This is a genomic window from Saccharopolyspora sp. NPDC049357 (assembly GCF_040677225.1).
GTDB lineage: Bacteria > Actinomycetota > Actinomycetes > Mycobacteriales > Pseudonocardiaceae > Saccharopolyspora.
The window spans coordinates 1-24,725 of the sequence record NZ_JBFAQJ010000066.1 but is presented as its reverse complement, the minus strand read 5'-3'; the positions used below and the strand labels follow the sequence as shown (position 1 = coordinate 24,725).

Below are 24,725 nucleotides of genomic sequence, written 5' to 3'. Positions count from 1 at the left end.
GCCGGGATCTGCTGGACGTCGGCCTTGGTGCGCAGGTCGGTGACCAGCAGCAGCGCGGCGATCACGCACAGGCCCGCGCCGACGGCGAACGGCGCGTGGTTGGAGCCGAACCAGGTGGCGACGTGGCCGACCAGCGTCGCGGCGGCGGCGCCGCCGAGCCAGCGGCAGAAGTTGTAGCCGGCGCTGGCCACCGGGCGCGGCGCGTCGCTGACGCTCATCGCCGAACCGGTGAACAGCGTGTTGAGCAGGCCCGAGGCCAGACCGCTGAGGATCACGCCGACGACCACGACCGGCTTCGAGCCGAACGCCATGACGCCCAGGATCACCGCGTAGAGCAGGACCGCGATGATCGTGCCGCCGACCTCGCCGAAGCGGGCCGCCAGCTTCGGCGCCAGCGTCACCCCGGCGACCGCGACGCACAGACCCCAGCCGAAGAACACCAGGCCGACCGCGATCGCGCCGAACTCCAGCACGAACGGCGACCAGGCCAGCACGATGAAGAAGCTCGCGGTGTAGAACGCCGAGCCCAGCGAGGTGCGCAGCAGGCCGCCGTGCTTGAGCGCCTTGATCGGGTCGAGCACGCCGATCTTGGCGCGGGTCGAGCGGTCCCCGTCCTCGGGCAGGAAACCTGCGGCGAGGATCAGCGCGACGGCCATCAGCGCCGCGGTGCCGGCGAACGGGCCCCGCCAGGAGATGTTTCCGAGCAGGGCGCCGAGCAGCGGCCCGGTGGACAGGCCGATGCCCAGCGCCGCCTCGTACAGCAGGATGGCCGCCTGCTGGCCGCCGGAGGCGGCGCCGACGATCACCGACAGGGCGGTGGCGATGAAGAACGCGTTGCCCAGACCCCACACCGCGCGCAGCGCGACGAGCTGGCCGATCGAGCTCGCCAGCGCGCACGCGATGGTCGCCAGGACGATCAGGACGAGGCCGGTGACCACGGTGCGCTTGGGCCCGTAGCGGGCGCTGAACGCACCGGTGACCAGCATGGCCACGACCTGAACACCCAGGTAGGACGAGAACAGCAGGGTGACCTGCTCCGGTCCGGCGTTCATCGCCTCGGCGATGGACAGCAGGATCGGGTCGACCAGACCGATTCCCATGAAAGCGATGACCGCCGCGAACGCGGTGATCCACACCGCCTTCGGTTGTCCCTTGAAGACGTCGAGTAACCGAACTTCGTGCCCGGCGCTCATCGCCACGCCACCCCTCATCAACGGCGTTGGCAGCTGCGGTTGCGGCTGCTGTGAAGTCAAACCGTTCGCAATGCTAAACAATTCTCGTTAGCAGAACAAACGGACATGAGGAGCGTCACCGGGAATCAGACGTCCAAGGCGCTGCGCGCCGCCGCCGCGACCTCCTCGTCCTCGTGGTTCTCGGCCAGCGCCGCCAGCAGCGCGCGGGCGTGGGAATGCCCGCTGCCGGCCAACTCGCCCACCAGCTGCAACTGCTCGTCCGTCGGCTGCTCGGCGACATCGCCGACGAACAGGTCCACGTCGGTCTCCAGCGTCACCGCCATCGCGTCCACGCTGAACAGCAGCTGATCACCGTCGCGCGCCACCTGCTCATCGGTCGCGGCCTGCAGCCACATCCGCACCGCCGCACCGCACACCGGATCGTCGACCAGCCCGCGGGCCGCGGTCACGCCCTCCTCGCCGGTCGCCTCCAGCAGCGCCAGCGCGGGCATCCGGACCACCGGGTCGTCCACCAGCTCCAACAGCCCGCTCAGCTCGTCCGCGGCCTGCTTCGGACCCCGGTCCTCGACCCAGCTCGCCGCCAGCTCCTGCTGGACCGGGGCCGGGGCGGCGGCGAACAGCAGTGCCACCAGCTCCGCCGGGGCCAGGCGCAGCGCATCGGTCGTCGGCACGTGGAAACCGAACGCGCGCAACGACTCCCTCGCGGCCCACACACCTGCGGGAAGCAGCTCCACGAACGTCTCGACGGGCAGCGCGGTGCGGTCCTCCTCGGTCGCGGACCGGGTGCGCAGCGCTCCCATCGCCTCCCACTGCTCGACGATCCGCTTCACCAGGGCCAGCACCGGGCTCGGGTCCTCGGCTCCGAGCACGTCGGCGGCGGTGAACGCCACGACCTCCAGCGGCACCTCCTCGCCGGCCGCGTAGAGCACGCTCAACACCGACTGGACCAGCTCGGGCAGCTCGTCCTCGTCGTCGGAGTCGGCGGCGATGTTCTCCAGCCCGTCGCGGAAGACGTCGTCGAGCAGCACGAAGCTCTGCCACAGCTTCGTCCACAGCAGCTCCGGCTCGGCCAGCAGCGGAGCGGCGATCAGCGTCGGAACGACCCGCTCGCCCGAGACGCGCAGCAGGCCCGCGCGCTGCGCCCACTCCAGCAGCAGCCCCGCGGTGGCGGTGTCGCTGCCCAGGCTCGCGGCCAGCTTGTCGACGTCGCCGTCGCCCGCGTGCTCCACGACCGCGCGGATGCGGTCCATGATCGGTGCGCCGGCCGCGATCTCGCGGTGCGGCTCCGACTCGGTCAGCTCCACCGGGCTCAGCCACAGCTTCGGCTGCTGCTCGGGCTCGGTGGCCTCGCGCGCGGTGATCTCGTCGGCGGTGTCCTGGTCGACGTCGAGCTCACCGGCGTCCACGGCGTCGTGGAACTCCTCCACCGCGGCGTCGTCGGAGTCGTCGACTCCCAGCTCCCGCATGGTGGTCGTCCAGAACTTCTCCGAACTCCACTCCGTCGGATCGGCCATCGCGCTCAGGTAGGCGGGCGTCGCCGCGTCCACCGCGTCGTGCAGCGCGGAAACCGGATCGGTCGAGGTCAGCAGGCGCTCCTCGGCCAGGAAGTCGAGCCACCGGTGCAGCAGGTCCGGCGTCGTCGACCACTCGCCGGTCAGCACGGCCCGGCGCGGCACCACCTCGGTCAGCACGCGGACGAGGTCCTCCTCGCTCCAGTGCGCGAGCATGCCGTCGGCGAGGAACTTGTCGTCGAGCAGCAGCTCGACCAGCTCGGCTCCGTCGAGCTCGGGGTGGCGGTTGGTGAAGCGGTCGATCAGTTCGGCGCTGGCCTCGTCGAAACGTTCCTGCTCGCCGTGGATGAAGACGGTGCGCATGGTGACCCCATTCGCTCACGTGTGCGGATCTCGTGCCCAAAGGTTAGAGACAACCCGAACCGAATCCGGGGAGCGCGAGCGGGGTCGTGCACTCGTGTCGTGATCCCCCGTTCGGGTGCTGTTTCCCGCGGTCAGTGCCAGATCGAGGCGGCCAGCACGACGCCGAGCACACCCGAACCCAGCCCCCCCAGCACCGATCCGACCACGTTGAGCAGGCCGAACAGCCGCTGACCGCCGGTCAGCAGCCGCACGCTCTCGTAACCGAAGGTGCTGAACGTCGTCAGCGCGCCGCACAGACCCACGCCCAGCGCGGTCTGCAGCACCGGCACGGACGCGCCGAACAGCGCGGCCCCGGAGAGGAAGCCGAGGATCAGCGAACCGACCGCGTTGACCACCAGCGTCCCCCACGGGAACCCGGTGTCGTGCCGCGCTTGGACCCAGCGGTCGGTCAGGAAGCGCAGGCTCGCCCCGGTGGCGCCGCCGAGCGCGACGAGCAGGAGCGTCACGCGGCCTCCCGTCGCAGTCCCCGCGCCACCGCCCGAGTGGCGATCACGCCGACGAACACCGCGAACAGGCAGCACAGCACCGTGGCCAGCAGGTAGCCCAGCGCCGCCAGCGGCGCGGAGAGCGCCAGCCGCAGCGCGTCGGTGACGTAGGTGGAGAAGGTGGTGAAACCGCCGAGCACGCCCACGCCCAGGAGCGGTCGCAGCAGGTGGTGCGGGGTGACCAGCTCGGTGATCACGCACATCAGCACGCCGATGGCCAGGCAGCCCAGCACGTTGACCAGGAACGTCGAAACCGGGCCCGGCCACACCAGGCTCGTCGACCAGCGCAGGACCGATCCGATCGCGCCGCCACCGGCGACCGCGGCCAGCACGTCCCACGGGATTGCGGAGGCAGCTTTGCCCGCGGGTTCGCGGACCGTCCGCACCTCGGTGGGAGAAGCCATCGACACCTCCGTGACTGCTCCCGCGGAGAGTACCGGCCGGTTGCCCTGACCAGCACCGATCGCGACCGAACTCTCACCGTCCGCGCGCACGAGAAGCGGGGCGGCCGATTCCCGGCCGCCCCGCTGGTGGAACCGCTTACTGGAGCTTGATCTCGACCTTGCGGGACGCGGCCGGGTCGCCGCCCGCGTCGCCCTCGCCGGTGGCCTGCAGGCGCTCGGCCGGGACCCCGGCCTGCGTCAGCTGGTCGACGACCGCCTGGGCTCGAGCCTGCGACAGCTCCTTGCTGTCCTGGCTGGAACTCGTCCCGGCCGCGGTGAAGCCCGCGACCTGGAACTTCAGCTCCTGCGGAGCGGACTTGAGCATGTCGGCGGCCTTGGTGACCGTCTCCTTGCTCTGGCCGGTGAGCTCGCTGCTGTCCGGGTCGAAGGTGATCGGTGCGCTCTGGTTGAGCTGGTCGAGCTGTCCCTGGAGTTGAGCCTTGGCCTGGTCGCCGCCCTGCTCACCGGCGCCCATCCCGCCCGGCTGCTCGCCGTTCGGAGGCTGCTGCTCGGCGCCCGGCTGGGCCTGGCCCGGCTGCGGAGCCCCGGGCATCGCCGACATGCCCTCGGGGGCGTTGCCGCACCCGGCGAGCAGTGCCGACGTGCAAGCGATCACTGCGGCGGCGTAGTTGACGTTCGTTCGGCGCATAACCCACCTCGCGGTCCGTGGCGCGTATCTCGGAGACGGGCAGATAGTGCGGGCTGATTGGGTGAAAAACGCTCAACATCTGCGCGAGTCCGGTGTCGTTCACACCAAGGAGTTAAACCCGAAGTGCGCTCCTGCCAGGAGAAACGTGTTTTTGGGCAGCGCTGAGGGCCGTCCCCTGTGGACATCCTGAAGGATCCTTCATCGACTCGCCACGCGACGGTAGCGAGCCACCGCGAGCGGGATGAAGATCGCCAGGATCACCAGCGCCGACACCACCGAGTAGAGCACCGCGTGCTGCGCCGGCCAGCTGTCCGGGGGCGGACCGGTCACCCGCAGCGGGTTGCCGTAGAGCTGGCGCAACGCGTCCGAGTAGACCGTGATCGGATTCCACTCCGCGAAGGTCCGCAGCGGACCGGGCATCGATTCCGCGGGCACGAAGGCCGAGGACACGAACGTCACCGGGAACATCCACAGCAGACCCGCGCTCTGCGCGACCTCGACGCTGCGCGCCACCAGGCCGATGAACGCCCCCACCCACGACATCGCGAACGAGAACAGCAGCAGGAGGCCGAAGGCCAGCAGCGCGTCGAGGAGGCTGCCCCGGATCCGCCAGCCGACGATCAGCCCGCACAACGACATGATCACCACGGTCAGCACGCTGACCAGCAGGTCGGAGCTGGTGCGCCCGAGCAGCACGGCCACCCGCGACATCGGCAGCGACCGGAACCGGTCCATCATGCCCTTCTGCAGGTCGTTGGCCAGGCCGATCACGGTGAAGGAGCTGTTGAACGCCACCGTCTGCACGAAGATCCCGGCGATCAGGAACTCCCGGTACGCCTCGCCGCCGAGGCTGCCGCCGAAGACGTAGGCGAACATCAGCACGAACATGATCGGCTGTGCCGTGCTGGCCAGCAGCAGATCGGGGTTGCGCTTGATGTTCATCAGGTTCCGCCACGCCACGACGTTGCTGTCGCGGAGGCTCACCGCCAGCGCGTTCATCCCTGCTCCTCCTCGGCGTGCCGTCCGGTCAGACCCAGGAACACGTCGTCCAGCGTCGGCCGGTGCAGCCCGACGTCGTTGACCGCGACGCTGTCGGCGTCGAGCCGCCGCAACGCCTCGATCAGCGCCTTCGGCCCGGTCTCCACGGCCACCGTGACCCGCCGCAGCGCCACCTCCACCTGCGGTTCGGCCACGCCGACCTCGCGCAGCACCCTGGCCACCGCGGGCAGGTCGGCGGCGTCCTGCGCGATCAGCTGCAGGCGCTCGCCGCCGACGCGGGACTTGAGCTGGTCGGCGGTGCCGCTGGCGATGACCTCGCCGTGGTCGATGACCGCGATGGAGTCGGCCAGCTGGTCGGCCTCCTCCAGGTACTGGGTGGTCAGCAGGACCGTGGTCCCGTCGGCGACGAGCTCGCCGATGACCTCCCAGGTGTCCATCCGGCCGCGCGGGTCGAGCCCCGTGGTGGGCTCGTCGAGGACCACCACGGGTGGCGCGGCGACCAGCGCCCCGGCGAGGTCCAGCCGTCGGCGCATGCCGCCGGAGTAGCCCTTGGAGGGCCGGTCGGCCGCGTCGTCGAGCTTGAAGCGGTCGATGAGCTGCCGGGCTCGCGCGGAGGCGTTCGAGCGGGACATCCCGTAGAGGCGGCCGACCATGTAGAGGTTCTCGTAGCCGGTCAGGTTCTCGTCGACCGCGGCGTACTGCCCGGACAGGCCGATCGACCGGCGCACGGCGTGGGGGTCGGCGAGCACGTCGTGCCCGGCGACGAACGCGCGGCCCGAGTCCGGCCGTAACAGCGTGGTCAGGATGCGGACCGTGGTCGTCTTGCCCGCTCCGTTGGGGCCCAGCAGCCCGAGCACTTCGCCGCTGGGCACTTCGAGGTCGATCCCGTTCAGAGCTCGGGTGGAGCCGAAGCTCTTGACCAGGGCCTCCGCGCGTACGGCGGTCATCTGTACCCCCAGAGTGATGTCCGGATCGCCCACTGTAGGGCGCAGGGGTGACAGGCCGCCTTCGAATTTATCGCGACGCGGGAATTTTTCGGAAGGGACAGCAGGTCAGGAGGGGTGCGAGGGGAGGGTGGCACAGGTCGCCTCGACAGAAGTTACCGCCAGGTAATACCCTTCTTGTTACCGACGAGTAAGGGCTCGTAGCCGGGCCCACCCGCAGCAGCGTGCAAGAGGGAGCCTTCGATGGGCCACTACAAGAGCAACGTCCGAGACCTCGAGTTCAACCTCTTCGAGGTCCTCAAGGTGCAGGAACGACTGGGCAAGGGCGCCTTCGAGCAGTCCGACCAGGACACCGTTCGCGGCGTGCTTTCCGAACTCAACGATCTGGCCACCGGGCCGCTCGCCGAGTCCTTCGTCGAAGGTGACCGCACTCCCGCGCACTTCGACCCGACCACCCACTCGGTAACCCTGCCGGAGTCCTTCAAGAAGTCCTACCAGCAGGTCATGGACGGTGAGTGGTGGCGCCTCGGCCTGCCGGACGAGCTGGGCGGCTACGGAATCCCCCCGACCGTCACCTGGTCGGCCGCCGAACTGATCCTGGGCGCCAACCCGCCGGTCTACATGTACATGGCGGGCCCGAACTTCGCGACGATCCTCTGGAAGAACGGCACCGAGGAGCAGAAGAAGTGGGCCGACCTCATGATCGAGCGCGGCTGGGGCGCCACCATGGTCCTCACCGAGCCCGACGCCGGTTCTGACGTCGGCGCCGGCCGCACCAAGGCCGTGCAGCAGGAAGACGGCAGCTGGCACCTCGACGGCGTCAAGCGCTTCATCACCTCCGCCGACCAGGACATGACCGAGAACATCATGCACCTGGTGCTCGCCCGCCCCGAGGGACCCGGCGTCGAGGCCAAGCCCGGCACCAAGGGCCTGAGCCTGTTCCTGGTGCCCAAGTTCCACTTCGACGGCCAGACCGGTGCGCCGGGCGACCGCAACGGCGCCTTCGTCACCAACGTCGAGCACAAGATGGGCCTCAACGCCTCCGCCACCTGCGAGGTCACCTTCGGCCAGCACGGCACCCCGGCCAAGGGCTGGCTGCTCGGCGAGGTCCACGACGGCATCGCGCAGATGTTCCAGGTCATCGAGTACGCGCGGATGATGGTCGGCACCAAGGCCATCGCCACCCTGTCGACCGGCTACCTCAACGCCCTCGACTACGCCAAGGAGCGCGTCCAGGGCGCGGACCTCACGCGCAGCACCGACAAGACCGCCCCGCGCGTCACCATCACCAACCACCCCGACGTGCGCCGCGCCCTGATGCTGCAGAAGGCCTACGCCGAGGGCCTGCGCGCCATCTACCTCTACACCGCCGACTACCAGGACCAGATCACCCAGGGCAAGCACGAGGGCAGCGACGTCGCCCTCGCCGAGGCCGTGAACGACCTGCTCCTGCCCATCGTCAAGGGCGTCGGCTCCGAGCGGGCCTACGAGATGCTCACGCACTCGCTGCAGACCCTCGGTGGCTCCGGCTACCTGCAGGACTACCCGATCGAGCAGTACATCCGCGACGCCAAGATCGACAGCCTCTACGAGGGCACCACCGCGATCCAGGCGCAGGACTTCTTCTTCCGCAAGATCGTCCGCAACCAGGGCGCGGCCATCGGCCACGTCGCGGCCGAGATCCAGAAGACGCTGGAGGCCACCGACGCCGACGAGCGCCTCAAGGAAGAGCGCGAGCTGCTCACCCGCGCCCTCGGCGACGTCCAGGGCCAGCTCGGCACGCTGTTCGAGTTCCTGACCTCCGCCCAGGAGGACATCAAGAACATCTACAAGGTCGGCCAGCACGCCGTGTCGTTCCTGATGTCGGTCGGCGACCTGCTCATCGGCTGGAAGCTGCTGCAGCAGGCCGAGATCGCGCTCGCCGCGCTCGACGCCGGTGCAGGCAAGGACGAGTCGTTCTACCAGGGCAAGGTCGCGGTCGCCCGCTTCTTCGCCAAGAACGTCCTGCCCGAGCTCACCGGACGCCGCAAGATCATCGAGGCCGCCGACAACTCCCTCATGGAGCTCGACGAGTCCGTCTTCTGATCGGACCCCTCAGAGCAAGGGACCCGCGGCGCGCCGCGGGTCCCTTCTCACGTCCACCCGGCCTCAGCCGAGGCTTCTGACTCGGTGCCGCGAGGTCTCAGCGGACACCTCGCCGCCCGACGTCCGCTCGTCGATGGTCGTGCGGGCCGACAGGAAAGCCACGAACAGCCCCACCAGCAGCGCGGCCCGGCCCCAGACCCCGATCATCAACGCCTGCGCGGTGAAACCGTCGTGCACACCGCTCGGGATCCCCTCGTTGTTCAGGTACAGCCAGCGGAAGATTCCCGTGCACATCGCGAAGTCCGCCACCAGGTAGGCCGCGATCCACCCCCAGCGCACCTGCACCAGCACGAAGAACGGCAACAACCACAACGTGTACTGCGGCGAATGAACCTTGTGCAGCAGCAGGAAGCCGCACAGCATCGCCGCCGAAACCTGCACCCACGGATAGGTCCCGGTCCTCTCGAACCGCAACCAGCCGATCCAGCAGGCCAACGCGAACGACACCAGCATCAGCCCCGGCGAGACGATGCCCATCGCGGCCTGGAAGCCGTCGTCCCCGGTCCAGCCCCGGAAACCCCAGTACCAGACCGAGTTCGTGCTCAAATCCACCTGACGCCGCGACTGGAACTCGAACGACGCCGCCCAGCCCTGAAAACCCGCCAACGCGAACGGAACGTTGACCAGCAGCCCCGTCGCCGCAGCCGACCCGGCCACCCGCAACGCGCCCCGCCAGTCCCGGCCTCCCTCGGTGAACACGTGCAGCATCAACGGCAGCACGAAGATCGCCGGATACAGCTTCAACGCGAAACCCAGACCCAGCAGCACCGCGGCCGCGGTGGACCGACGCGCCAACGACGCGCGCCAGCGGTGCATCACGAACACCGCCGCCACCGCGCTCGCCACCACCGGCAGATCCCAGTTGTGATCCGCGTAGAGGACCAACGGCGGCCCGATCGCCCACAACAGCGCCCGCCAGCGGCTCAACCGCCCCAGCCACCACGCCACCGCGAGCCCGAACGGCGCCATCAGCAGCGCCGACGACAGCAGGAACCCGGCATCGGTGTTCACGAACAACGCGCCGGCCCAGATCAGCACGCCGGTCAGCACCGGGTACTCCACGACACCGCCCCACAGCGAGCCGTCCTCGTCGATGCCCCCGTTCACGTACGGGAAGACGTGCCGGTCGATGTCCCGGCCCACCCACAGGTTCTGGATGTCGGAGTAGCAGACGTCCCGGTAGGACCGCGTCTGGTAATCCGGCCCCGAGCGGCCCCACTCGTTGAACTCCGGACCCGTGCAACGCGCCTTGTTCGCGTACCCCAACGCCAGCGTCACGGCCGTCAGCAGGCACAACACCGCTAACGCCGACACCGTCAAGCCCCGCGCGACCTTGATACCGGGCTCCTCTCACCCGGACCAGCCGGGAAACAGCCGTTCAGCTCGCCTTCGAGCGGAGGAATTCGATGTCGGCGGCCTGCCCCTCGTCCGGGGTCTCGACCACCACCGGGGCACCGGCCCTCGACACCACGCCCACCAGGAGCTCAGGGTCGATGTTGCCCGAACCGATGTTGGCGTGCCGGTCCCGCGACGAACCGAACTCGTCACGCGAGTCGTTGAGGTGCACCAGATCGATCCGGCCGGTGATCGCCTTGACCCGGTCCACCACGTCGAGCAGCTCCTCACCCGCCGCGTGCGCGTGGCAGGTGTCCAGGCAGAACCCCGCGCCGAACTCGCCCACCGCGTCCCACAACCGGGCCAGCACGTCGAACCGCCGCGCCATCGCGTTCGCGCCGCCCGCGGTGTTCTCGATCAGGATCGGCACCTCGAAGCCGCCCTCGTCGGCCTGCCGCTCGAACAGCTTGCGCCAGTTCGCGATGCCCTCGGCCGGATCGTCGTCCTTCGTGACGTGCCCGCCGTGCACGATCAAGCCCTGCGCACCGACCTCCGCAGCGGCCTTCGCCTGCTGCACGACCGACTTCCGCGACGGGATGCGGATCCGGTTGTTCAACGAAGCCACGTTGATCACATAAGGTGCGTGGATGAAAACGGCGACGTCGCTGCCCCGCAGCTGTTCTGCCTGCGGATGCGGCTTCGGCGCCTTCCACCCCTGCGGGTCGGACAGGAAGAACTGCACCACCTCCGCGCCGCGCTCAGCGGCCGCGGTCAGCGGGTCGTCATCGCGAACATGGGCGCCGATACGCATGGCACGCAGTCTATTCGTCCACACCGTCCGAACCCGGGAACCGGGGCGCACCGGGGTGTTCCACACTGTGGAACATCAACGGATTTGCCGGATGGCCGCAACCAACGGCGGTACTCGCGCGTTAGGAGCTTTGAGACAGTGACTGTCGATCCGGAGCCGTTCGCGGGGAGGCGAGCCATGGGTACCTGGGGTAACCCCAACCCACTGATCAAACCGAACGCGCTCCGCCGCACCGTGTCGGCTGGTGCCGCAGGTCTGGTGCTCCTGGCGGGAAGCTGCCTCGGCGCGGGAACGGCCGCTGCCGCCGAGCCGCTGGTCGTCGACCAGCCCATCGCCATCGTCTCCGGTGAGATCGGCCAGCCGATCTCCGTGCTGCCCAAGACGCTGGACTTCAAGCTCAACCAGGCCGTCCTGCTGGCCATGCCGCTGGCCTTCGGCCCCGCGTCCGACGCCTCCGAGCAGTTCGCCTCGGGCAGCCCCATCGCGCTGGGCACCGCCGAACCCGGCGCCAACTCCTACTCCGGCCGCGAGATCGCCCAGGCCGCGACACCGCGCCTGAGCGAGCTCGGCCTGCCGGAGGACAAGGTGGAGGCCGTCCGCTTCCACTTCACCAACCTCGTCAGCATCGGGAACTCGATCACGGTCAACGTGCCGGAGCCCGAGGAGGAGCAGCCTCCGCCCCCGCCCTCGCAGGAACCGCCGCCCGAGCAGCCGTCGCGGACGCCCCCCTCGTCGCAGACCCCGGCACCCGCTCCCGCCGGGCCACCGCCGTCCGCGCCGTCCACCAGCCCGGTGCCGAGCATGCCCAGCGCCAACGGTGCTCCGGCCGCGGTCAGCATGCTGCCGCCGAGCCTGCGCGGCTCCTCGCTGCCGTGGGCGCAGGCCCGTTACGGCCAGGTGCCGGGCATGGCGCCCAACGTCGGTGACCTGGCAAGACAGGCTCAGGATCGGCAGCGCGTCCAGGACGAGCAGGACGAGATCCGCGCGGCCGGCCAGGCCGAAGCCCTCCCGACCGAGGTCTCCGAGCGAGTCGCCCTCCCGGTCCTCATCGCCGCCGTCTCCCTCGCGGTGGTGACCGCTGCGCTAGTGCGAGCCTGGGTCCTCCGACGCCACTGACCTGGTCTTTTTCGGCCCCGTGGACCATTTGCTCAGCGGTGCGGGTGGCGGAACCTGACACGCCTCCTGGGTCCGGGATCCGCGACTTGAGTATGCCTATACCCGGCGCTGCGGCTGTCCTCCCAGAAGACGTGTCAGAACCCGCGGCGGTGCCGGTTGATCAGTTGGGGCAGTGAGAAAGCGACTTCGTCGCTTGCCTGACGGTGGTTGGGGCGCTGCCTGGGCGTGGGAGCGCCTTCGGCGCTCTCTTCGGTGGTGGGTACCGCTGAGCGGGCCAATCGCAGCAGCGTCAGGGGCCCTTGCTACCGTTGCCTGGTTCGTTGACGCGAACGACCCTCCTGCCACGGAAAGTCCGTGGCCGTGAGTCCACAGGAGGTGAATGGTCTTCATGCGTCACTATGAGCTCATGGTCATCCTGGACCCGAGCCTGGACGAGCGCACCGTCGCTCCGTCCTTGGAGAACTTCCTCAACGTCGTCCGCAACGACGGTGGCACCGTCGAGAAGGTCGATGTCTGGGGCCGTCGTCGGCTGTCCTTCGAGATCAACAAGAACTCCGAGGGCATCTACGTCGTCCTGGACCTCAACGGCGAGCCGGCCACCATCAAGGAGCTGGACCGTCAGCTGAACCTCAACGAGTCGATCCTGCGGACCAAGGTCCAGCGGAAGATCGTTGAGCCCCGCAAGGTCGCGCGCGCCGCCAAGGCCCGTGCCGCCAAGGCGTCTGCCTGATCCAGGCCCGTACCCGCTAACGACCAGACTGGAGTCCCCAGGTCATGGCTGGTGAAACGGTAATCACGGTGGTCGGCAACCTGACCGCCGATCCGGAGCTGCGCTTCACCCCGTCCGGTGCTGCGGTCGCGAACTTCACCGTCGCGTCCACCCCGCGGACCTTCGACCGCCAGAGCGGCGAGTGGAAGGACGGCGAGGCGCTGTTCCTGCGCTGCAACATCTGGCGGCAGGCTGCGGAGAACGTGGCCGAGACGCTGACCCGGGGCATGCGGGTGGTCGTGCAGGGCCGGCTGCGCCAGCGGTCCTTCGAGACCAAGGAAGGCGAGAAGCGCACGGTCGTCGAGCTCGAGGTCGATGAGATCGGTCCGTCGCTGCGCTACGCCACCGCCAAGGTCAACAAGGTCAGCCGTGGTGGCGGCGGCGGTTTCGGTGGTGGCGGCGGAAGCGCCCCGGCCGGTCCGCCGGCCGACGACCCGTGGGGTTCGGCCCCGCCGGCAGGTTCCGGCGGCGGCTTCAGCGACGAGCCGCCGTTCTGACGCTCGCCGCAGCTAACGCTTAGGAAGTTTTTCGTTCAGGAGGAAGACCAATGGCCAAGGCGCCTGTGCGCAAGCCGAAGAAGAAGGTCTGCGTGTTCTGCAAGGACAAGGCCACGCTGATCGACTACAAGGACACGACGCTGCTTCGGAAGTACATCTCCGACCGCGGCAAGATCCGTGCCCGCCGGGTCACCGGCAACTGCAGCCAGCACCAGCGCGACGTCGCCATCGCGGTGAAGAACGCGCGTGAGATGGCCCTGCTGCCCTACACCTCGACCGCTCGCTGATCTGAGAAAGGAGTCACGTCATGAAGATCATCCTCACCGCTGACGTGTCCGGCCTCGGCGAGTCCGGCGACATCGTCGAGGTCAAGGACGGTTACGCGCGGAACTACCTGCTGCCCCGCAACCTGGCCATCGTGGCCACCAAGGGTGCGCAGAAGCAGGTCGAGACGATCCGTCGCGTCCAGGAGAACCGCCGCGTGCGGAACCTGGAGCATGCCCACGAGCTCAAGCAGCAGCTGCAGAACCTGGACGCGGTCACGCTGACCGCCAAGGTCTCCTCGCAGGGCAAGCTGTTCGGCTCGATCACCAGCGGCGACGTCGTCGCCGCGGTCCGCAAGGCCGGTGGCCCGAACCTCGACAAGCGTTCGGTCTCGCTGCGCGGCCACATCAAGTCGCTGGGCAAGCACGTCGTCGACGTGCAGCTGCACCCCGACGTGACGGCCAACGTCAACGTCCAGGTGACCGGCGAGCAGTGACCCGGTAGTACCGGATTCTTCAAACGGCATCGTCCACTCCGGCATTCGTGTGACGGGGTGGACGATGCCGTGTCCCGGCCGTGCACTGGCGGTCACGATGATCTCTCTTGGATCACCCACCGCTGTTGATTGCGACACGCCGATGGTGGCGACACGCCGGGAGTTTTCCACGGATTTCTTCCACAGCCTGTACGCAGGCTCTGAACTGGGGTTTCTAGTCGATCAAGGCTACTTGTCCCCAAGTTGTCCCCAGTGGCGCGGAACGCTGTCCGGAGTTATCCCCAGCTCGTTTCAATCTATCCACAGGTTGTCCCGAGGTTTGTCCACAACTTGAGTTGCCTGCTCTATGCGGGCGATCTAGCTTCGCGCGCGTGCGCTTGTGCCTACGGTCCGTCTCGGTGTCCCGATGACGGCGTGGGTGCGCGCGTGCGAGAGGTTTCGGTCGCCGTGGTGCGCACGGACGACAGGCTGCTGGCCGGAGGAGGTGACGGGGTCCGGTGACGGTTCCCGACGATCGGGACGACGACCCGTACTTCGCGGACAACGGTGGGGGTGCACCCGGCGGCGCCAGCACGTTCGAGCGCCAGCCTCCGCAGGACCTCGCGGCCGAGCAGTCCGTGCTCGGCGGAATGATGCTGAGCAAGGACGCGATCGCCGACGTCGTCGAGGCGCTGAGCCCGAACGACTTCTACCGGCCCGCGCACCAGGCCATCTACGACTGCATCCTGGACCTCTACGGCAGGGGTGAACCGGCGGACGCGATCACGGTTTCCGCGGAGCTGGAGCGCCGCCAGGAGCTGGTCAAGGTCGGCGGTGCCCCGTACCTGCACACGCTGATCGCCACGGTCCCCACGGCCGCGAACGCCGGCTACTACGCGGAGATCGTCTCGGAGAAGGCGATCCTGCGCCGCCTCGTGGAGGCGGGTACCCGCATCGTGCAGCTGGGCTACCACGGTTCGGAGGGCGCGGCGATCGAGGAGGTCGTGGACCGCGCCCAGGCGTCGATCTACGACGTCACCGAGCGCAAGGCCAGCGAGGACTACCACGCCCTGGAAGAACTCCTCCAGCCCACGATGGACGAGATCGACGCGATCGCGTCCCGGGGCGGGGAGTCCCAGGGCATCCCCACCGGCTTCGCCGACCTAGACGCCCTCACCAACGGCCTCCACGCAGGCCAGATGATCATCGTCGCGGCGCGACCCGGCGTGGGCAAGGCACTCGCCCTGGACACACCTCTGCCCACGCCCGATGGCTGGACGACCATGGGTGAGGTCGAGGTCGGTGACCACCTCATCGGCGCCGACGGCAAGCCCACCAGGGTCGTCGCAGCTACCGAGGTCATGCACGACCGCCCGTGCTACGAGGTCGAGTTCTCCGACGGCACGACGGTCATCGCCGACGCCAACCACCAGTGGTTGACGGACACGAGGGCGTCGAGGAAATCCGCCCAAGCGGCAGCCACCGGATACAACCGGATGCGCAATCAGCGGACCTTCGCCGAGGTGCGAACCACTGAGGAGATCGCGGCGACGTTGCGGTGCGACACGGCCGACCGCCGTCTGAACCACTCCGTCAACGCCACCTGTCCCATCGACCTTCCGGAACGAGAGCTGCCCCTCGCGCCCTACGTCCTGGGCGTCTGGCTCGGTGACGGCACCTCGGCGTCAGCGGCGTTCACCAGCGCTGACCCGGAGATCCCCGCGTACGTCGAGGGCGAAGGTTACTGCGCCCCTGAGATTCGGCACCTGTACTACGGGATTCAGTTCGTGCCACCCGAGCCGACCGCAGAACGGACCTGCGTCGTCTGCGGTGAGACCTTCGTGCCCCGGACCAGCCAGGTCCGAACCTGCGGCAGGAGCTGCGGCGGCAAGGCTCGCTTCATGTCCGCTCCTGTTGCGCAGCCCACTTGCCCGGACTGCGGCAGGCCGACGTGCGGTCTTCGCCAGTGCCAGCAATGCCGCAACGAGCGGGGGACCGTCCAGGCGCTCCTGCGGACGATGGGCGTGCTCGGGAACAAGCACATCCCGGAGGAGTTCCTGCGAGCGTCGGAGAATCAGCGGCGGGCGCTGCTCGCGGGCCTGCTGGACACCGACGGGACCGTCCTGCCGAGTGGTTCGGTGCAGTTCAGCGTCACCAACGAACGCTTGGCGCGCGACACCTACGAGTTGGTCGTCAGCCTCGGCTACCGCTGCTCGTGGACGACCAAACGGGTGCGTGGGCGCTCCGAGGAAACCTCGACGGCGTTCCAGCTGACGTTCAGCACGCAGGACGAGGTCTTCCGACTGGAACGCAAGAAGCTCGTCCACAAGGAGCGAAACGCGCGCAAGCCCCGCATGGTCGGAATGCGCTACATCACCGCTGTCCGCCCGGTGGAGAGCGTGCCCGTTCGGTGCGTGGAGGTGGATTCGGTTGATCACCTCTACCTCGCGACGCGGTCGATGATCCCGACTCACAACTCCACCCTGGGACTGGACTTCGCCAGGTCAGCGTCGGTGAAGCACGGTTTGGCGAGCGTCATCTTCTCGCTGGAGATGGGGCGCACCGAGATCGTGATGCGCATGCTCTCGGCCGAGGCGCGCATCCGCCTGGGCGACATGCGCGGTGGCCGCATGACCGACGACGACTGGACCCGGCTGGCCCGGCGGATGAGCGAGATCAGCGAAGCGCCGATCTTCGTCGACGACTCGCCGAACCTCACGATGATGGAGATCCGAGCCAAGGCGCGGCGTCTCAAGCAGCGCCACGACATCCAGCTCATCGTCGTGGACTACATGCAGCTGATGACCTCGGGCAAGCGCGTCGAGTCCCGTCAGCAGGAGGTCTCGGAGTTCTCCCGAAACCTCAAGCTGCTGGCGAAGGAGCTCGAAGTCCCGCTGATCGCGATCTCCCAGCTCAACCGTGGTCCGGAGCAGCGAACGGACAAGAAGCCGCAGCTGTCGGACCTCCGTGAGTCGGGTTCTCTGGAGCAGGACGCGGACATGGTCATCCTGATCCACCGCCCCGACGCCTTCGAGCGAGACGACCCCCGCATGGGCGAAGCGGACCTCATGGTCGCCAAGCACCGTGCAGGTCCCACCGCGACGATCACCGTCGCCCACCAGCTCCACTACAGCCGCTTCGTCGACATGGCCCAGGAGTAGCCGCAGCTCCCGAGGCCTCGTTTCCCCCCCCCACACACCGTCCGCGACCCCGTCTCCGCAGCCTGACCTCACCAACCGGGTTCTCCGGCACCGAGACCGGGTGCGAAGGCCTCGGTGGTCGTGGGCGGTTACCGGGGTTTCGCGGCGCTCTAGCTGTGGGCGTAGAGGTCTCGGATGAGGCAGACCTCGGAGAGGTGGTGGATGAGTTCGCGGTTGATGTGCAGGACCAGTTCTGCCATGGGTGCCGTCGGGTAGGGCTCCTTGTCGCCGACGGGTTGGCGGAGCTGGGCTTCGGTGAGGTGGTGCAGTCCGGTGAGCCAGACGTCGAGTTGGGTTTCGAGCTGCCCGAGCGCGGTGGCCGCGTCACCCGCGTACTCCCAGGACTCGTAGGTCGCCTCGGGCGCGCCGAAGTGCGCGGCGCTGCGGGTGGCGAGCACGCCGACGATGACGTGCCCGAGGCGCCAGGCGATCGTGGTGAACGGGGCCGGTTCCGGTGCGGGGAAGCCGTAGTCGATCGTGAAGTTCCCGGCGCCTGCCTGGATCTGCGCGTTCGAGGTGCCGCGCGGCCGGACGCTCCAGGCGTCGGGTACCGGGGACCAGAAGTACTCGTCGTCGGTCAGGCCTTCCAGGCGCGGCCGGATCAGGTTGGTCCAGTGCCACTCCCACTGCTCCCGGAGGACCTGGGGCCAGTCGAAGTCTTTCGCATCCATCCCGTCAGCCTGGCACCGATGCCCGACAGCGGCAGGTCGTCGCGAGGTGTTGACCTCGACTTTTGATGTCGGTCATCCGACGGCGAAGGCGGGTCTGGACGGGCTGGCGCGCGTTGGCGGCTGATCTCGGGCCGTCGTCTCACCGCGAAGTTCTGAAGCTCGATGCTGGAGTTGCGGGTGTTCTCCCGGCGGATTTCAATGGTCGGGCGGAACTGCGATTCTCAGTTGAAATCGGCGAGAATCGAGTGTCCTCAGTAGACGCGTAACCACCCGCGCGTAAGAACCTTTGTGTTGTCGCTGAATTGGGTGACACAGGGCTACGTCGGGTAATGCAGTAGCGTGTGGCTCACTCGGTTCGGCGGTTCGCCAGCCGAATTCAGGCTCGCGGGAAGCGTTGGCGCGCAGTTAGTTTCCCGCGCAACAGCTGTACCGAAATCCTGCAACAGGAAAGTTGAGGAACGGTGTTTGCGAAACTGACTCGCCGAGTGCTTCTCGCCTCGGCCCTCATCGCCGGAACCGCGGTCGTCCCCGGAATCGCCCACGCGGCGCCGGCCGACAGCACCATGCGCCTGACCGTTCAGGGCCGGGACGTCACCTCGAACAAGCTCGGTGAACTCAAGTGCCACCCGGCGGGTGGCACGCACAAGCACGCGGCCAAGGCGTGCGAGGAGCTGGAGAAGGTCAACGGCGACTTCACCGCGATGCAGGCGACCGTGTCGAAGGTCTGCACGATGCAGTACCAGCCCGTCACCGCGAAGATCGAAGGCAAGTGGCGCGGCAAGGCGGTCAGCTACACGCAGACCTTCTCCAACAGCTGCACGATGCAGGTCAAGACCGGCGTCGTCTTCGAGCTCTGAGGTCGCTGCTCGGCGGACTCGGGTGAGAGCCCGCCGAGCACGGCTCAGCGCGTGAAGAGCGCCCGCCAGGACATCACCTCCGCGTTCGTCGGCAGCAGCGCCTTCTCGATCCGCTCGACCCGCAGGCCGCCGGTGGCGAAGGCTTCGATCTCGCTGCGGGTCAGTGGCCACGGCGGACCGTCCACATCGGTGCCTTCGGCTCGCACTCCCGAGATCACCAGCAGCTCGCCGCCCGGCGCGACCATCGCCGCAACCCGTTCGGTGGCTTCCGCGCGCAGTGACAGCGGCATCGACTGCACGGTGATCGACTCCAGCACGAAGTCGAACCCGCCGACCCACTCCGCGGGCGGATCGAGCAGGTCAGCGGTAACGTACTCGACCCCGGAGCCGGCGTGTCGCGCGCGGGCGTCGCGGATCGCGGTCTCGGAGATGTCGAACGCCGTGGTCCGGAACCCCAGCGAGGCCACGAATTCGGCGTCGCGCCCGTACCCGCAGCCGACCACCAGCGCCGACCGGCCGGAACCGTCCACGCCGCGCCCCCACTCGGGCAGCAACCCGTGCGGGCCCTCCAGGTCCCACGGCACCACGGCCTCACCGCCGGAAGCGGCGGCGTAGAGCGGCTCGAACCAGCCCGTCGGTCGTCCTTCCGACAACGCTTCCCCGGCGAACCGGCTCGCGTCGACGTCCCTCGGATCCACCATTCCCCCAAGCACCCGGAAGTTCGCAGAACCCGGACATCCTCCCAGCCACGTCCACCGAATTTTCCGGTCGCGTGGATGGATCTGTGCTCTGCTGGACGGATGAAGGATGACCGGTCCTCGCGGGTCGCGGACCTGGCCGCGCGGCTGCTGCGCACCAGGTGGCTGGTTCGGGCGCCGATCGGGATCTTCCGCGCGGGTATGGGGTGGGTGTTCGGACAACGCCTGCTCATGCTCGAACACCTCGGGCGGAAGTCCCAGCAGCCCCGGTACGTGGTCCTGGAGGTCGTCGACCGGACGGAAACCGGCTACGTCCTGGCCGCCGGTTTCGGCGAGCGAACCCAGTGGCTTCGCAACCTCGACGCGCATCCCGGCGCCCACGTCTCCATCGGTGCCCGGGCGCGGATTCCGGTGGAGGCCAGGAGGCTGACGCCCGCCGAGGCGACCGAGACCCTCCAGCGCTACGCCGCCAGGAACCCCCGAGCCTGGGCCAAGCTCAGTCCGATCTTCGAGCGGACGCTGGGAGCCCCCATCTCGGAATCCGGCACGACGTTGCCGATGGTCGCCCTGACCGAGACACGTCCGGACTCCTGCGGCGGCTGACCGCGCCCGGCAGCTGCACGGCCTGTTCCGCGCGAGGTTCTGCGGCGGAAGCGGCTGATGTCAGAGGACTTGGGCCTGGGGTTGGTGGTGGATGGGGAAGTTGACCGAGCGGGCGATGAAGCAGACCTCGTGGATCTTGCCGTGCAGCGAGTTGGCCTCGTCGATCATCGATTCCTCGGTGACGGTCACCTGGGGTCGCAGCGTCACCTCGGTGAGCTGGCCGCCACCTCCGCGCTCGTCCATGGTCATGACGCCGTGGGCGTCGTCGGTGTAGTCGACGACGACCACTCCGGCGTCCGCGCACAGGTGCAGGAACCAGAGCATGTGGCACTGGGCGACCGTGGCGACCAGCAGCTCTTCCGGGTTCCAGCGGGCCGGATCGCCCCGGAAAGCGGGATCGGCCGACGCCGCGATGGGATCTTTCCCCTGCGCCAGAATCTCGTGCGCGCGGCTGAAAGACCGGTAGTCGTTCGTGCCGCTGCCGAGATTCCCGGTCCATTCGATCGAGACGTCGTAACCATGCGCATTCGCCATGCGAGGAGTGTAGGCAGCGGATTGGTGAAAGTTGCGGGAAAAGAAAGACCCAGGGAAGCGCGGGGCTTCTGACCTGGGCCTTCGTTCCTCGGAGCGGATGACGGGAATCGAACCCGCGTTCTCAGCTTGGGAAGCTGATGTTCTACCATTGAACTACATCCGCATTCGTCGCAACGGTGCTCCCCGTTCGACGCTGCGTAGATTAGCACGATGGGCGGGGAAGATCGACATCGGCTCCCGATACCCTGGTCGTGTGCTGCTGAGTGATCGGGACCTGCGTAAAGAGCTGGACGAAGGACGTCTCGAACTGGATCCGTTCGACGCGTCGATGATCCAGCCGTCGAGCATCGACGTGAGGCTGGACCGGTACTTCCGGGTCTTCGACAACACCCGCTACACCCACATCGATCCGTCGAAGCAGCAGGACGAGCTGACTTCGCTGGTCGAGACCCACGAGGACGAGCCGTTCGTGCTGCACCCGGGCGAGTTCGTGCTGGGGTCGACGTTCGAGTCGGTGAAGCTTCCCGACGATCTGGCCAGCCGGCTGGAGGGCAAGTCCTCGCTGGGGCGGTTGGGTCTGCTGACGCACTCCACGGCGGGGTTCATCGATCCCGGCTTCAGCGGCCACATCACGCTGGAGCTGTCCAACGTGGCGAACCTGCCGATCACCCTGTGGCCCGGTATGAAGATCGGTCAGCTCTGCCTGCTGCGGCTGTCCAGCCCCGCCGACTTCCCGTACGGGTCGAAGGAAGCGGGTTCGCGGTACCAGGGTCAGCGCGGCCCGACGTCCTCTCGCGCCTACCTCAACTTCAACGTCACCGACACCCGCCGCTGAGCCGCGGTCCGGTGGGGTGGGTCAACCACCGCCATCGCCGCGGGATCGCGGTGTGAACCAGTGCGGTGCGGAGCTGGGCGGTAACGCTTCGCGTTCCCAGTGAATGTGACGTTTTGCCAGGTAAGCGCTGTTGCCTGGAGATTTGATGATGGGTGAAACAAATCACCCTGAATCGAGCAAGGCAAGTGCGGGGTTCAGAACTTAGGATCCCCTCCGCCCGGCGCTCTGGAACGATCCCGCAACGGGGCGGATCGGCGTGTGGGTAAGCGGGAGAATCGATGTCCGCATTGCAGTCGCGTGCCTCGGGCGGAACCGCCAAGCTCGGGCACGTGGTGATGATCGCCGGGGCTGCGGCTCTCGGCGGCTTCTTGTTCGGCTACGACACCTCGGTGATCAACGGCGGTGTCGACGCGATCCAGGAGCACTTCGGCGTCGGCTCGGCCCTGACCGGCCTGACCGTGTCGTCGGCGCTGCTGGGCTCGGCCGTCGGTGCCGGAATCGCCGGTGGCCTGGCAGACCGGATCGGCCGGATCCGCGTCATGCAGCTGGCCGCCGTGCTGTTCATCATCAGCGCCATCGGCTCGGCCGTTCCCTTCGCGATCTGGGACCTGGCGATCTGGCGCGTGGTCGGTGGTGTCGCCATCGGCATCGCCTCGGTGATCGCCCCGGCTTACATCGCCGAGGTCGCGCCGGCCGAGTACCGAGGTCGGCTCGCCTCGTTGCAGCAGTTGGCGATCGTGCTCGGCATCGCCTTGTCGCAGCTGGTCAACTACGCCCTGGCGGCGTTCGCGGGCGGAAGCGCGTCCGGGATGCTGGGGCCGATCCAGGCCTGGCAGTGGATGCTGGGCGTGGCCGCGATCCCGGCCGTGGTCTACCTCGTGGTGGCTTCCGCGATCCCGGAGTCGCCGCGCTACCTGGTCGCCGCAGGCAAGATCGACCGGGCGCGAGAGGTGCTGAACAAGATCGAGTCGGGTGACGCCGACGCCAAGATCACCGAGATCCAGAACGCTCTGGGCGGCGAGCGGAAGCCGAAGCTGAGCGACCTGCGAGGCAAGTTCGGCGTGCTGCCCATCGTGTGGGTCGGCATGGCGATCGCCGCGTTGCAGCAGTTCGTCGGCATCAACGTGATCTTCTACTACTCGTCGTCGCTGTGGCACTCGGTCGGCATCAACGAGGAGAGCTCGCTGCTGCTGAGCCTGTTCACCTCGATCGTGAACATCATCGGCACGCTCGTGGCCATCGCGCTGGTCGACAAGATCGGCCGCAAGCCGCTGCTGGTGATCGGTTCGGTCGGCATGACGGTCTCGCTGGCCGTGACCGGCTGGGCGTTCAGCTTCGCGCAGGTCGTCGGCGAGGACGCCATGCTGCCCGCGCAGTGGGGTGTCGTCGCGCTGATCTCGGCGAGCGCCTTCGTGCTGTTCTTCGCCGCCTCCTGGGGCGTGGTGATGTGGGTGCTGCTGGGCGAGATGTTCCCGGCGCGCATCCGCGCCGCCGCGCTGGCCGTCGGCACGGCGACCAACTGGGTGGCGAACTGGCTGGTGACGGTGAGCTTCCCGAGCATGCGGGACTGGAACCTGCCGGTCACGTACTTCATCTACGCGGCCTTCGCGGCGCTGTCGGTGGTCTTCGTGGTCAAGTACCTGAAGGAGACCAACGGCCGCTCCCTGGAGGAGATGGGCAGCTGACCCGGCTCCTCGCAGCCGCAGTCGAGGGCGTCCCCACCCCGGGGGACGCCCTCGACTGCTTTCGGGGCCAGGACAGGCCTCGGGGCTGCGGTGGGGAGGTGGGATTCGAATTTCGCGCGAAATTCGAACGGCTTCACTCGGGTGTGGTCGCGGGCGGGTTGGTCAGGGGCGGTAGAGGGTGAGGTTGAAGAGGTCGCCGAAGCGGGCGTTGGCGTTCTCGGCCGTGTCGAAGACCGCGAACTGGCTCCTGCCCCGTTCCAGCCAGAACAGGACTGCTCTGGACTCCAGCTCCATGCCCCAGATCTGGACCTTCTCCGGGTCGGGGGTTCCGTCGGTGTTCTTCTCGGCGAGGCCGAAGATCTTCGGTGTCATCGCGTTGATGGTCCGCACGGGATTCCCCCGTCGGGATCACCGCAATCGGGAATCCCGGTCCCGGGTTCCCGCTGCGATCATGGAATTCGTGCGCACCAGCCCCACGTTCCGGCGGCGTCGGCTCGCGCGGCGGATACGAAGGTTGCGGGAGGGCGCCGGGCTCACCCAGGAGCAGGCCGCCGCGTCGCTGGACATGTCGACAAGTGCCCTTAGCCGCAAGGAGACCGGCGAGGTCGCCACCTCCGTGCACGAGGTGCGGTCGATGATGGACCTCTACGACGCATACGAACCGGGGCTGGTCGATCTGGCCAGGTCAGCGAAGGCCAAACCCTGGTGGCATGCCTACGGCATTATTGATCGTGGATATTTCGACTTGGAAGAAGAGGCTGCTTCCATCCGGGAGTGGCAGTTCTCGTTCGTCCCGGGAATCTTCCAAACGGAGGACTACGCGCGCCGCGTCTTCGAAGGGGCGGGTGTGCTGGAAGCTGGTGACATCGAGAATGCCGTGGCGGCGCGGATGCGTCGGCGCAACCGGCTGCACGACCACGACGCGCCGCTGAGCTTCTCTGCGGTGGTAGACGAGTCGGTCCTTCGGCGGCCGGTCGGCGACAGTTCACTGATGCGTGGGCAGCTTCTGAAACTGCTGGAGTGCATGGACATCCCGAACGTGACGTTGCAGGTCCTACCGCTCGTAGAGGGAGCGCATCGTGGTGTGGAGGGATCCTTCACACTGCTCAGTTACGCGGATGTGGACGAACGGGACATCTTGTTCCTCGAGCACGCGGCCGGTTCACTGCACGTTGACAAGCCGGAGGCCGTTTCGGCAGCGATGTCGACGTTCGAGCGGCTCCGTGCGAAAGCCTTGAACGGCAAGAACTCAGCCGCGCTCATCGGTCGGCTAATGTCCGACTGCTAACCCGAGTGAAGGCGCGGAACCATGGATCTTTCGGATGCTCAGTGGCGCAAGAGCAGTCGTAGCGGCGGCGGCGGAAACGGGAGCTGCGTTGAAGTCGCGTTCGTCAGTGAGGCCGTGGCGGTGCGGGACTCCAAGGATCCGGACGGCCCGGCGCTGGCCTTCCCCGCCGAGTCCTGGCGGCGGTTCTTAACGTCCCTCTCCGGCCGCTGAACGCGAGAAGGGCGCCTCCCGTGCGGCACGAGTAGGCCGGACCCGAGGAGCCCGAAGCTGTCGTGGACTTGGCCAGCGAGGTCCC

General features: G+C 68.1%; 26 protein-coding genes and 1 tRNA gene. 13 read left to right on the top strand and 14 right to left on the bottom strand.

The features are described 5' to 3' along the window. The 7 genes from AB0J91_RS31905 to AB0J91_RS31875 form a co-directional block, all read right to left on the bottom strand. Nucleotides 1–1,193 (bottom strand): MFS transporter (locus AB0J91_RS31905; RefSeq protein WP_363876468.1); only part of this gene is annotated, 1,193 nt, incomplete at its 3' end. 125 nt (nucleotides 1,194–1,318) lie between these two features. Further along, a complete protein-coding gene (locus AB0J91_RS31900; protein WP_363876465.1) occupies nucleotides 1,319–3,067 on the bottom strand; it encodes a hypothetical protein in 1,749 nt (582 codons plus the stop codon). A 131-nt stretch (nucleotides 3,068–3,198) separates the two neighbouring features. Beyond that, complete coding sequence (gene crcB / locus AB0J91_RS31895) at nucleotides 3,199–3,573, bottom strand: fluoride efflux transporter CrcB (RefSeq protein WP_363876462.1); 375 nt, start codon at nucleotides 3,571–3,573, stop codon at nucleotides 3,199–3,201. After that, nucleotides 3,570–4,016, bottom strand: a complete 447-nt coding sequence (locus AB0J91_RS31890; protein ID WP_363876459.1) for a CrcB family protein — start codon at nucleotides 4,014–4,016, stop codon at nucleotides 3,570–3,572. Before AB0J91_RS31890 ends, crcB begins: the two co-directional genes overlap by 4 nt. A gap of 136 nt (nucleotides 4,017–4,152) precedes the next feature. Next, on the bottom strand, nucleotides 4,153–4,704 hold the full coding sequence (locus AB0J91_RS31885) for an OmpA family protein (protein ID WP_363876456.1): 552 nt from the start codon (nucleotides 4,702–4,704) through the stop codon (nucleotides 4,153–4,155). Nucleotides 4,705–4,902: 198 nt separating this feature from the next. Beyond that, the gene (locus tag AB0J91_RS31880) at nucleotides 4,903–5,703 is read right to left on the bottom strand and encodes an ABC transporter permease (RefSeq protein WP_363785591.1); all 801 of its coding nucleotides are present in this window, start codon (nucleotides 5,701–5,703) and stop codon (nucleotides 4,903–4,905) included. Then, nucleotides 5,700–6,650: an ATP-binding cassette domain-containing protein gene (locus AB0J91_RS31875; protein ID WP_363785594.1), complete on the bottom strand. Its 951-nt coding sequence runs from the start codon at nucleotides 6,648–6,650 to the stop codon at nucleotides 5,700–5,702. The genes AB0J91_RS31880 and AB0J91_RS31875 overlap by 4 nt, the downstream gene beginning before the upstream one ends. Before the next feature lie 240 nt (nucleotides 6,651–6,890). On the opposite strand from AB0J91_RS31875, the gene AB0J91_RS31870 reads away from it, so the two are divergent. Then, nucleotides 6,891–8,732 (top strand): acyl-CoA dehydrogenase, encoded by a 1,842-nt coding sequence (locus AB0J91_RS31870; protein WP_363876453.1) that lies wholly within the window; start codon nucleotides 6,891–6,893, stop codon nucleotides 8,730–8,732. A gap of 63 nt (nucleotides 8,733–8,795) precedes the next feature. Here the strand turns inward: AB0J91_RS31870 and AB0J91_RS31865 are convergent, their stop codons facing one another. Beyond that, nucleotides 8,796–10,106 (bottom strand): glycosyltransferase 87 family protein, encoded by a 1,311-nt coding sequence (locus AB0J91_RS31865; protein WP_363876450.1) that lies wholly within the window; start codon nucleotides 10,104–10,106, stop codon nucleotides 8,796–8,798. 64 nt (nucleotides 10,107–10,170) lie between these two features. Further along, nucleotides 10,171–10,938, bottom strand: coding sequence for a deoxyribonuclease IV (locus tag AB0J91_RS31860; protein ID WP_363785601.1), 768 nt, complete (start codon nucleotides 10,936–10,938; stop codon nucleotides 10,171–10,173). Between the two features lie 177 nt (nucleotides 10,939–11,115). Between AB0J91_RS31860 and AB0J91_RS31855 the strand changes: the two genes are divergently transcribed. The 6 genes from AB0J91_RS31855 to dnaB all read left to right on the top strand — a co-directional run bounded on the left by AB0J91_RS31855 (nucleotide 11,116) and on the right by dnaB (nucleotide 17,220). Then, nucleotides 11,116–12,054, top strand: coding sequence for a hypothetical protein (locus tag AB0J91_RS31855; protein ID WP_363876447.1), 939 nt, complete (start codon nucleotides 11,116–11,118; stop codon nucleotides 12,052–12,054). 388 nt (nucleotides 12,055–12,442) lie between these two features. Beyond that, a complete protein-coding gene (gene rpsF / locus AB0J91_RS31850; protein ID WP_132621878.1) occupies nucleotides 12,443–12,784 on the top strand; it encodes a 30S ribosomal protein S6 in 342 nt (113 codons plus the stop codon). A gap of 44 nt (nucleotides 12,785–12,828) precedes the next feature. Beyond that, on the top strand, nucleotides 12,829–13,320 hold the full coding sequence (locus AB0J91_RS31845; protein ID WP_132672017.1) for a single-stranded DNA-binding protein: 492 nt from the start codon (nucleotides 12,829–12,831) through the stop codon (nucleotides 13,318–13,320). A 50-nt stretch (nucleotides 13,321–13,370) separates the two neighbouring features. Continuing rightward, the gene (rpsR, locus tag AB0J91_RS31840; protein ID WP_093419808.1) at nucleotides 13,371–13,607 is read left to right on the top strand and encodes a 30S ribosomal protein S18; all 237 of its coding nucleotides are present in this window, start codon (nucleotides 13,371–13,373) and stop codon (nucleotides 13,605–13,607) included. A gap of 20 nt (nucleotides 13,608–13,627) precedes the next feature. After that, on the top strand, nucleotides 13,628–14,080 hold the full coding sequence (rplI, locus tag AB0J91_RS31835) for a 50S ribosomal protein L9 (protein WP_132672016.1): 453 nt from the start codon (nucleotides 13,628–13,630) through the stop codon (nucleotides 14,078–14,080). Nucleotides 14,081–14,577: 497 nt separating this feature from the next. Further along, nucleotides 14,578–17,220 carry a replicative DNA helicase gene (gene dnaB, locus AB0J91_RS31830; protein WP_363876444.1) on the top strand — a complete coding sequence of 881 codons (2,643 nt, stop codon included), beginning with the start codon at nucleotides 14,578–14,580 and terminating at the stop codon, nucleotides 17,218–17,220. 149 nt (nucleotides 17,221–17,369) lie between these two features. On the opposite strand, the gene AB0J91_RS31825 is transcribed toward dnaB, so the two are convergent. After that, nucleotides 17,370–17,930 carry a DinB family protein gene (locus tag AB0J91_RS31825; RefSeq protein ID WP_363785608.1) on the bottom strand — a complete coding sequence of 187 codons (561 nt, stop codon included), beginning with the start codon at nucleotides 17,928–17,930 and terminating at the stop codon, nucleotides 17,370–17,372. Nucleotides 17,931–18,391: 461 nt separating this feature from the next. Here AB0J91_RS31825 and AB0J91_RS31820 point away from each other — a divergent pair, with 461 nt between their 5' ends. After that, complete coding sequence (locus tag AB0J91_RS31820; protein WP_363876441.1) at nucleotides 18,392–18,787, top strand: SSI family serine proteinase inhibitor; 396 nt, start codon at nucleotides 18,392–18,394, stop codon at nucleotides 18,785–18,787. Nucleotides 18,788–18,831: 44 nt separating this feature from the next. Here AB0J91_RS31820 and AB0J91_RS31815 read toward each other — a convergent pair whose 3' ends face one another. Continuing rightward, a complete protein-coding gene (locus tag AB0J91_RS31815) occupies nucleotides 18,832–19,488 on the bottom strand; it encodes a methyltransferase domain-containing protein (protein ID WP_363876438.1) in 657 nt (218 codons plus the stop codon). Nucleotides 19,489–19,587: 99 nt separating this feature from the next. On the opposite strand from AB0J91_RS31815, the gene AB0J91_RS31810 reads away from it, so the two are divergent. After that, nucleotides 19,588–20,088: a nitroreductase family deazaflavin-dependent oxidoreductase gene (locus AB0J91_RS31810; protein ID WP_363876435.1), complete on the top strand. Its 501-nt coding sequence runs from the start codon at nucleotides 19,588–19,590 to the stop codon at nucleotides 20,086–20,088. Nucleotides 20,089–20,148: 60 nt separating this feature from the next. Here AB0J91_RS31810 and AB0J91_RS31805 read toward each other — a convergent pair whose 3' ends face one another. Beyond that, nucleotides 20,149–20,622: an OsmC family protein gene (locus tag AB0J91_RS31805; RefSeq protein ID WP_363876433.1), complete on the bottom strand. Its 474-nt coding sequence runs from the start codon at nucleotides 20,620–20,622 to the stop codon at nucleotides 20,149–20,151. 92 nt (nucleotides 20,623–20,714) lie between these two features. After that, nucleotides 20,715–20,785 (bottom strand) — tRNA-Gly (locus AB0J91_RS31800). Between the two features lie 90 nt (nucleotides 20,786–20,875). Here AB0J91_RS31800 and dcd point away from each other — a divergent pair. After that, the gene (gene dcd, locus AB0J91_RS31795) at nucleotides 20,876–21,457 is read left to right on the top strand and encodes a dCTP deaminase (RefSeq protein WP_132621854.1); all 582 of its coding nucleotides are present in this window, start codon (nucleotides 20,876–20,878) and stop codon (nucleotides 21,455–21,457) included. A 278-nt stretch (nucleotides 21,458–21,735) separates the two neighbouring features. Continuing rightward, nucleotides 21,736–23,142 carry a sugar porter family MFS transporter gene (locus AB0J91_RS31790; RefSeq protein ID WP_363785621.1) on the top strand — a complete coding sequence of 469 codons (1,407 nt, stop codon included), beginning with the start codon at nucleotides 21,736–21,738 and terminating at the stop codon, nucleotides 23,140–23,142. A gap of 162 nt (nucleotides 23,143–23,304) precedes the next feature. On the opposite strand, the gene AB0J91_RS31785 is transcribed toward AB0J91_RS31790, so the two are convergent. Beyond that, a complete protein-coding gene (locus AB0J91_RS31785) occupies nucleotides 23,305–23,514 on the bottom strand; it encodes a hypothetical protein (protein WP_363876430.1) in 210 nt (69 codons plus the stop codon). 79 nt (nucleotides 23,515–23,593) lie between these two features. On the opposite strand from AB0J91_RS31785, the gene AB0J91_RS31780 reads away from it, so the two are divergent. Together AB0J91_RS31780 and AB0J91_RS31775 are read left to right on the top strand one after the other, a co-directional pair. After that, entirely contained in the window at nucleotides 23,594–24,430 is an 837-nt protein-coding gene (locus tag AB0J91_RS31780) for a helix-turn-helix transcriptional regulator (protein WP_363876428.1), read from the top strand. A gap of 21 nt (nucleotides 24,431–24,451) precedes the next feature. Then, nucleotides 24,452–24,640 (top strand): DUF397 domain-containing protein, encoded by a 189-nt coding sequence (locus AB0J91_RS31775; protein ID WP_363876425.1) that lies wholly within the window; start codon nucleotides 24,452–24,454, stop codon nucleotides 24,638–24,640. The last annotated feature ends 85 nt before the right edge of the window (nucleotides 24,641–24,725 follow it).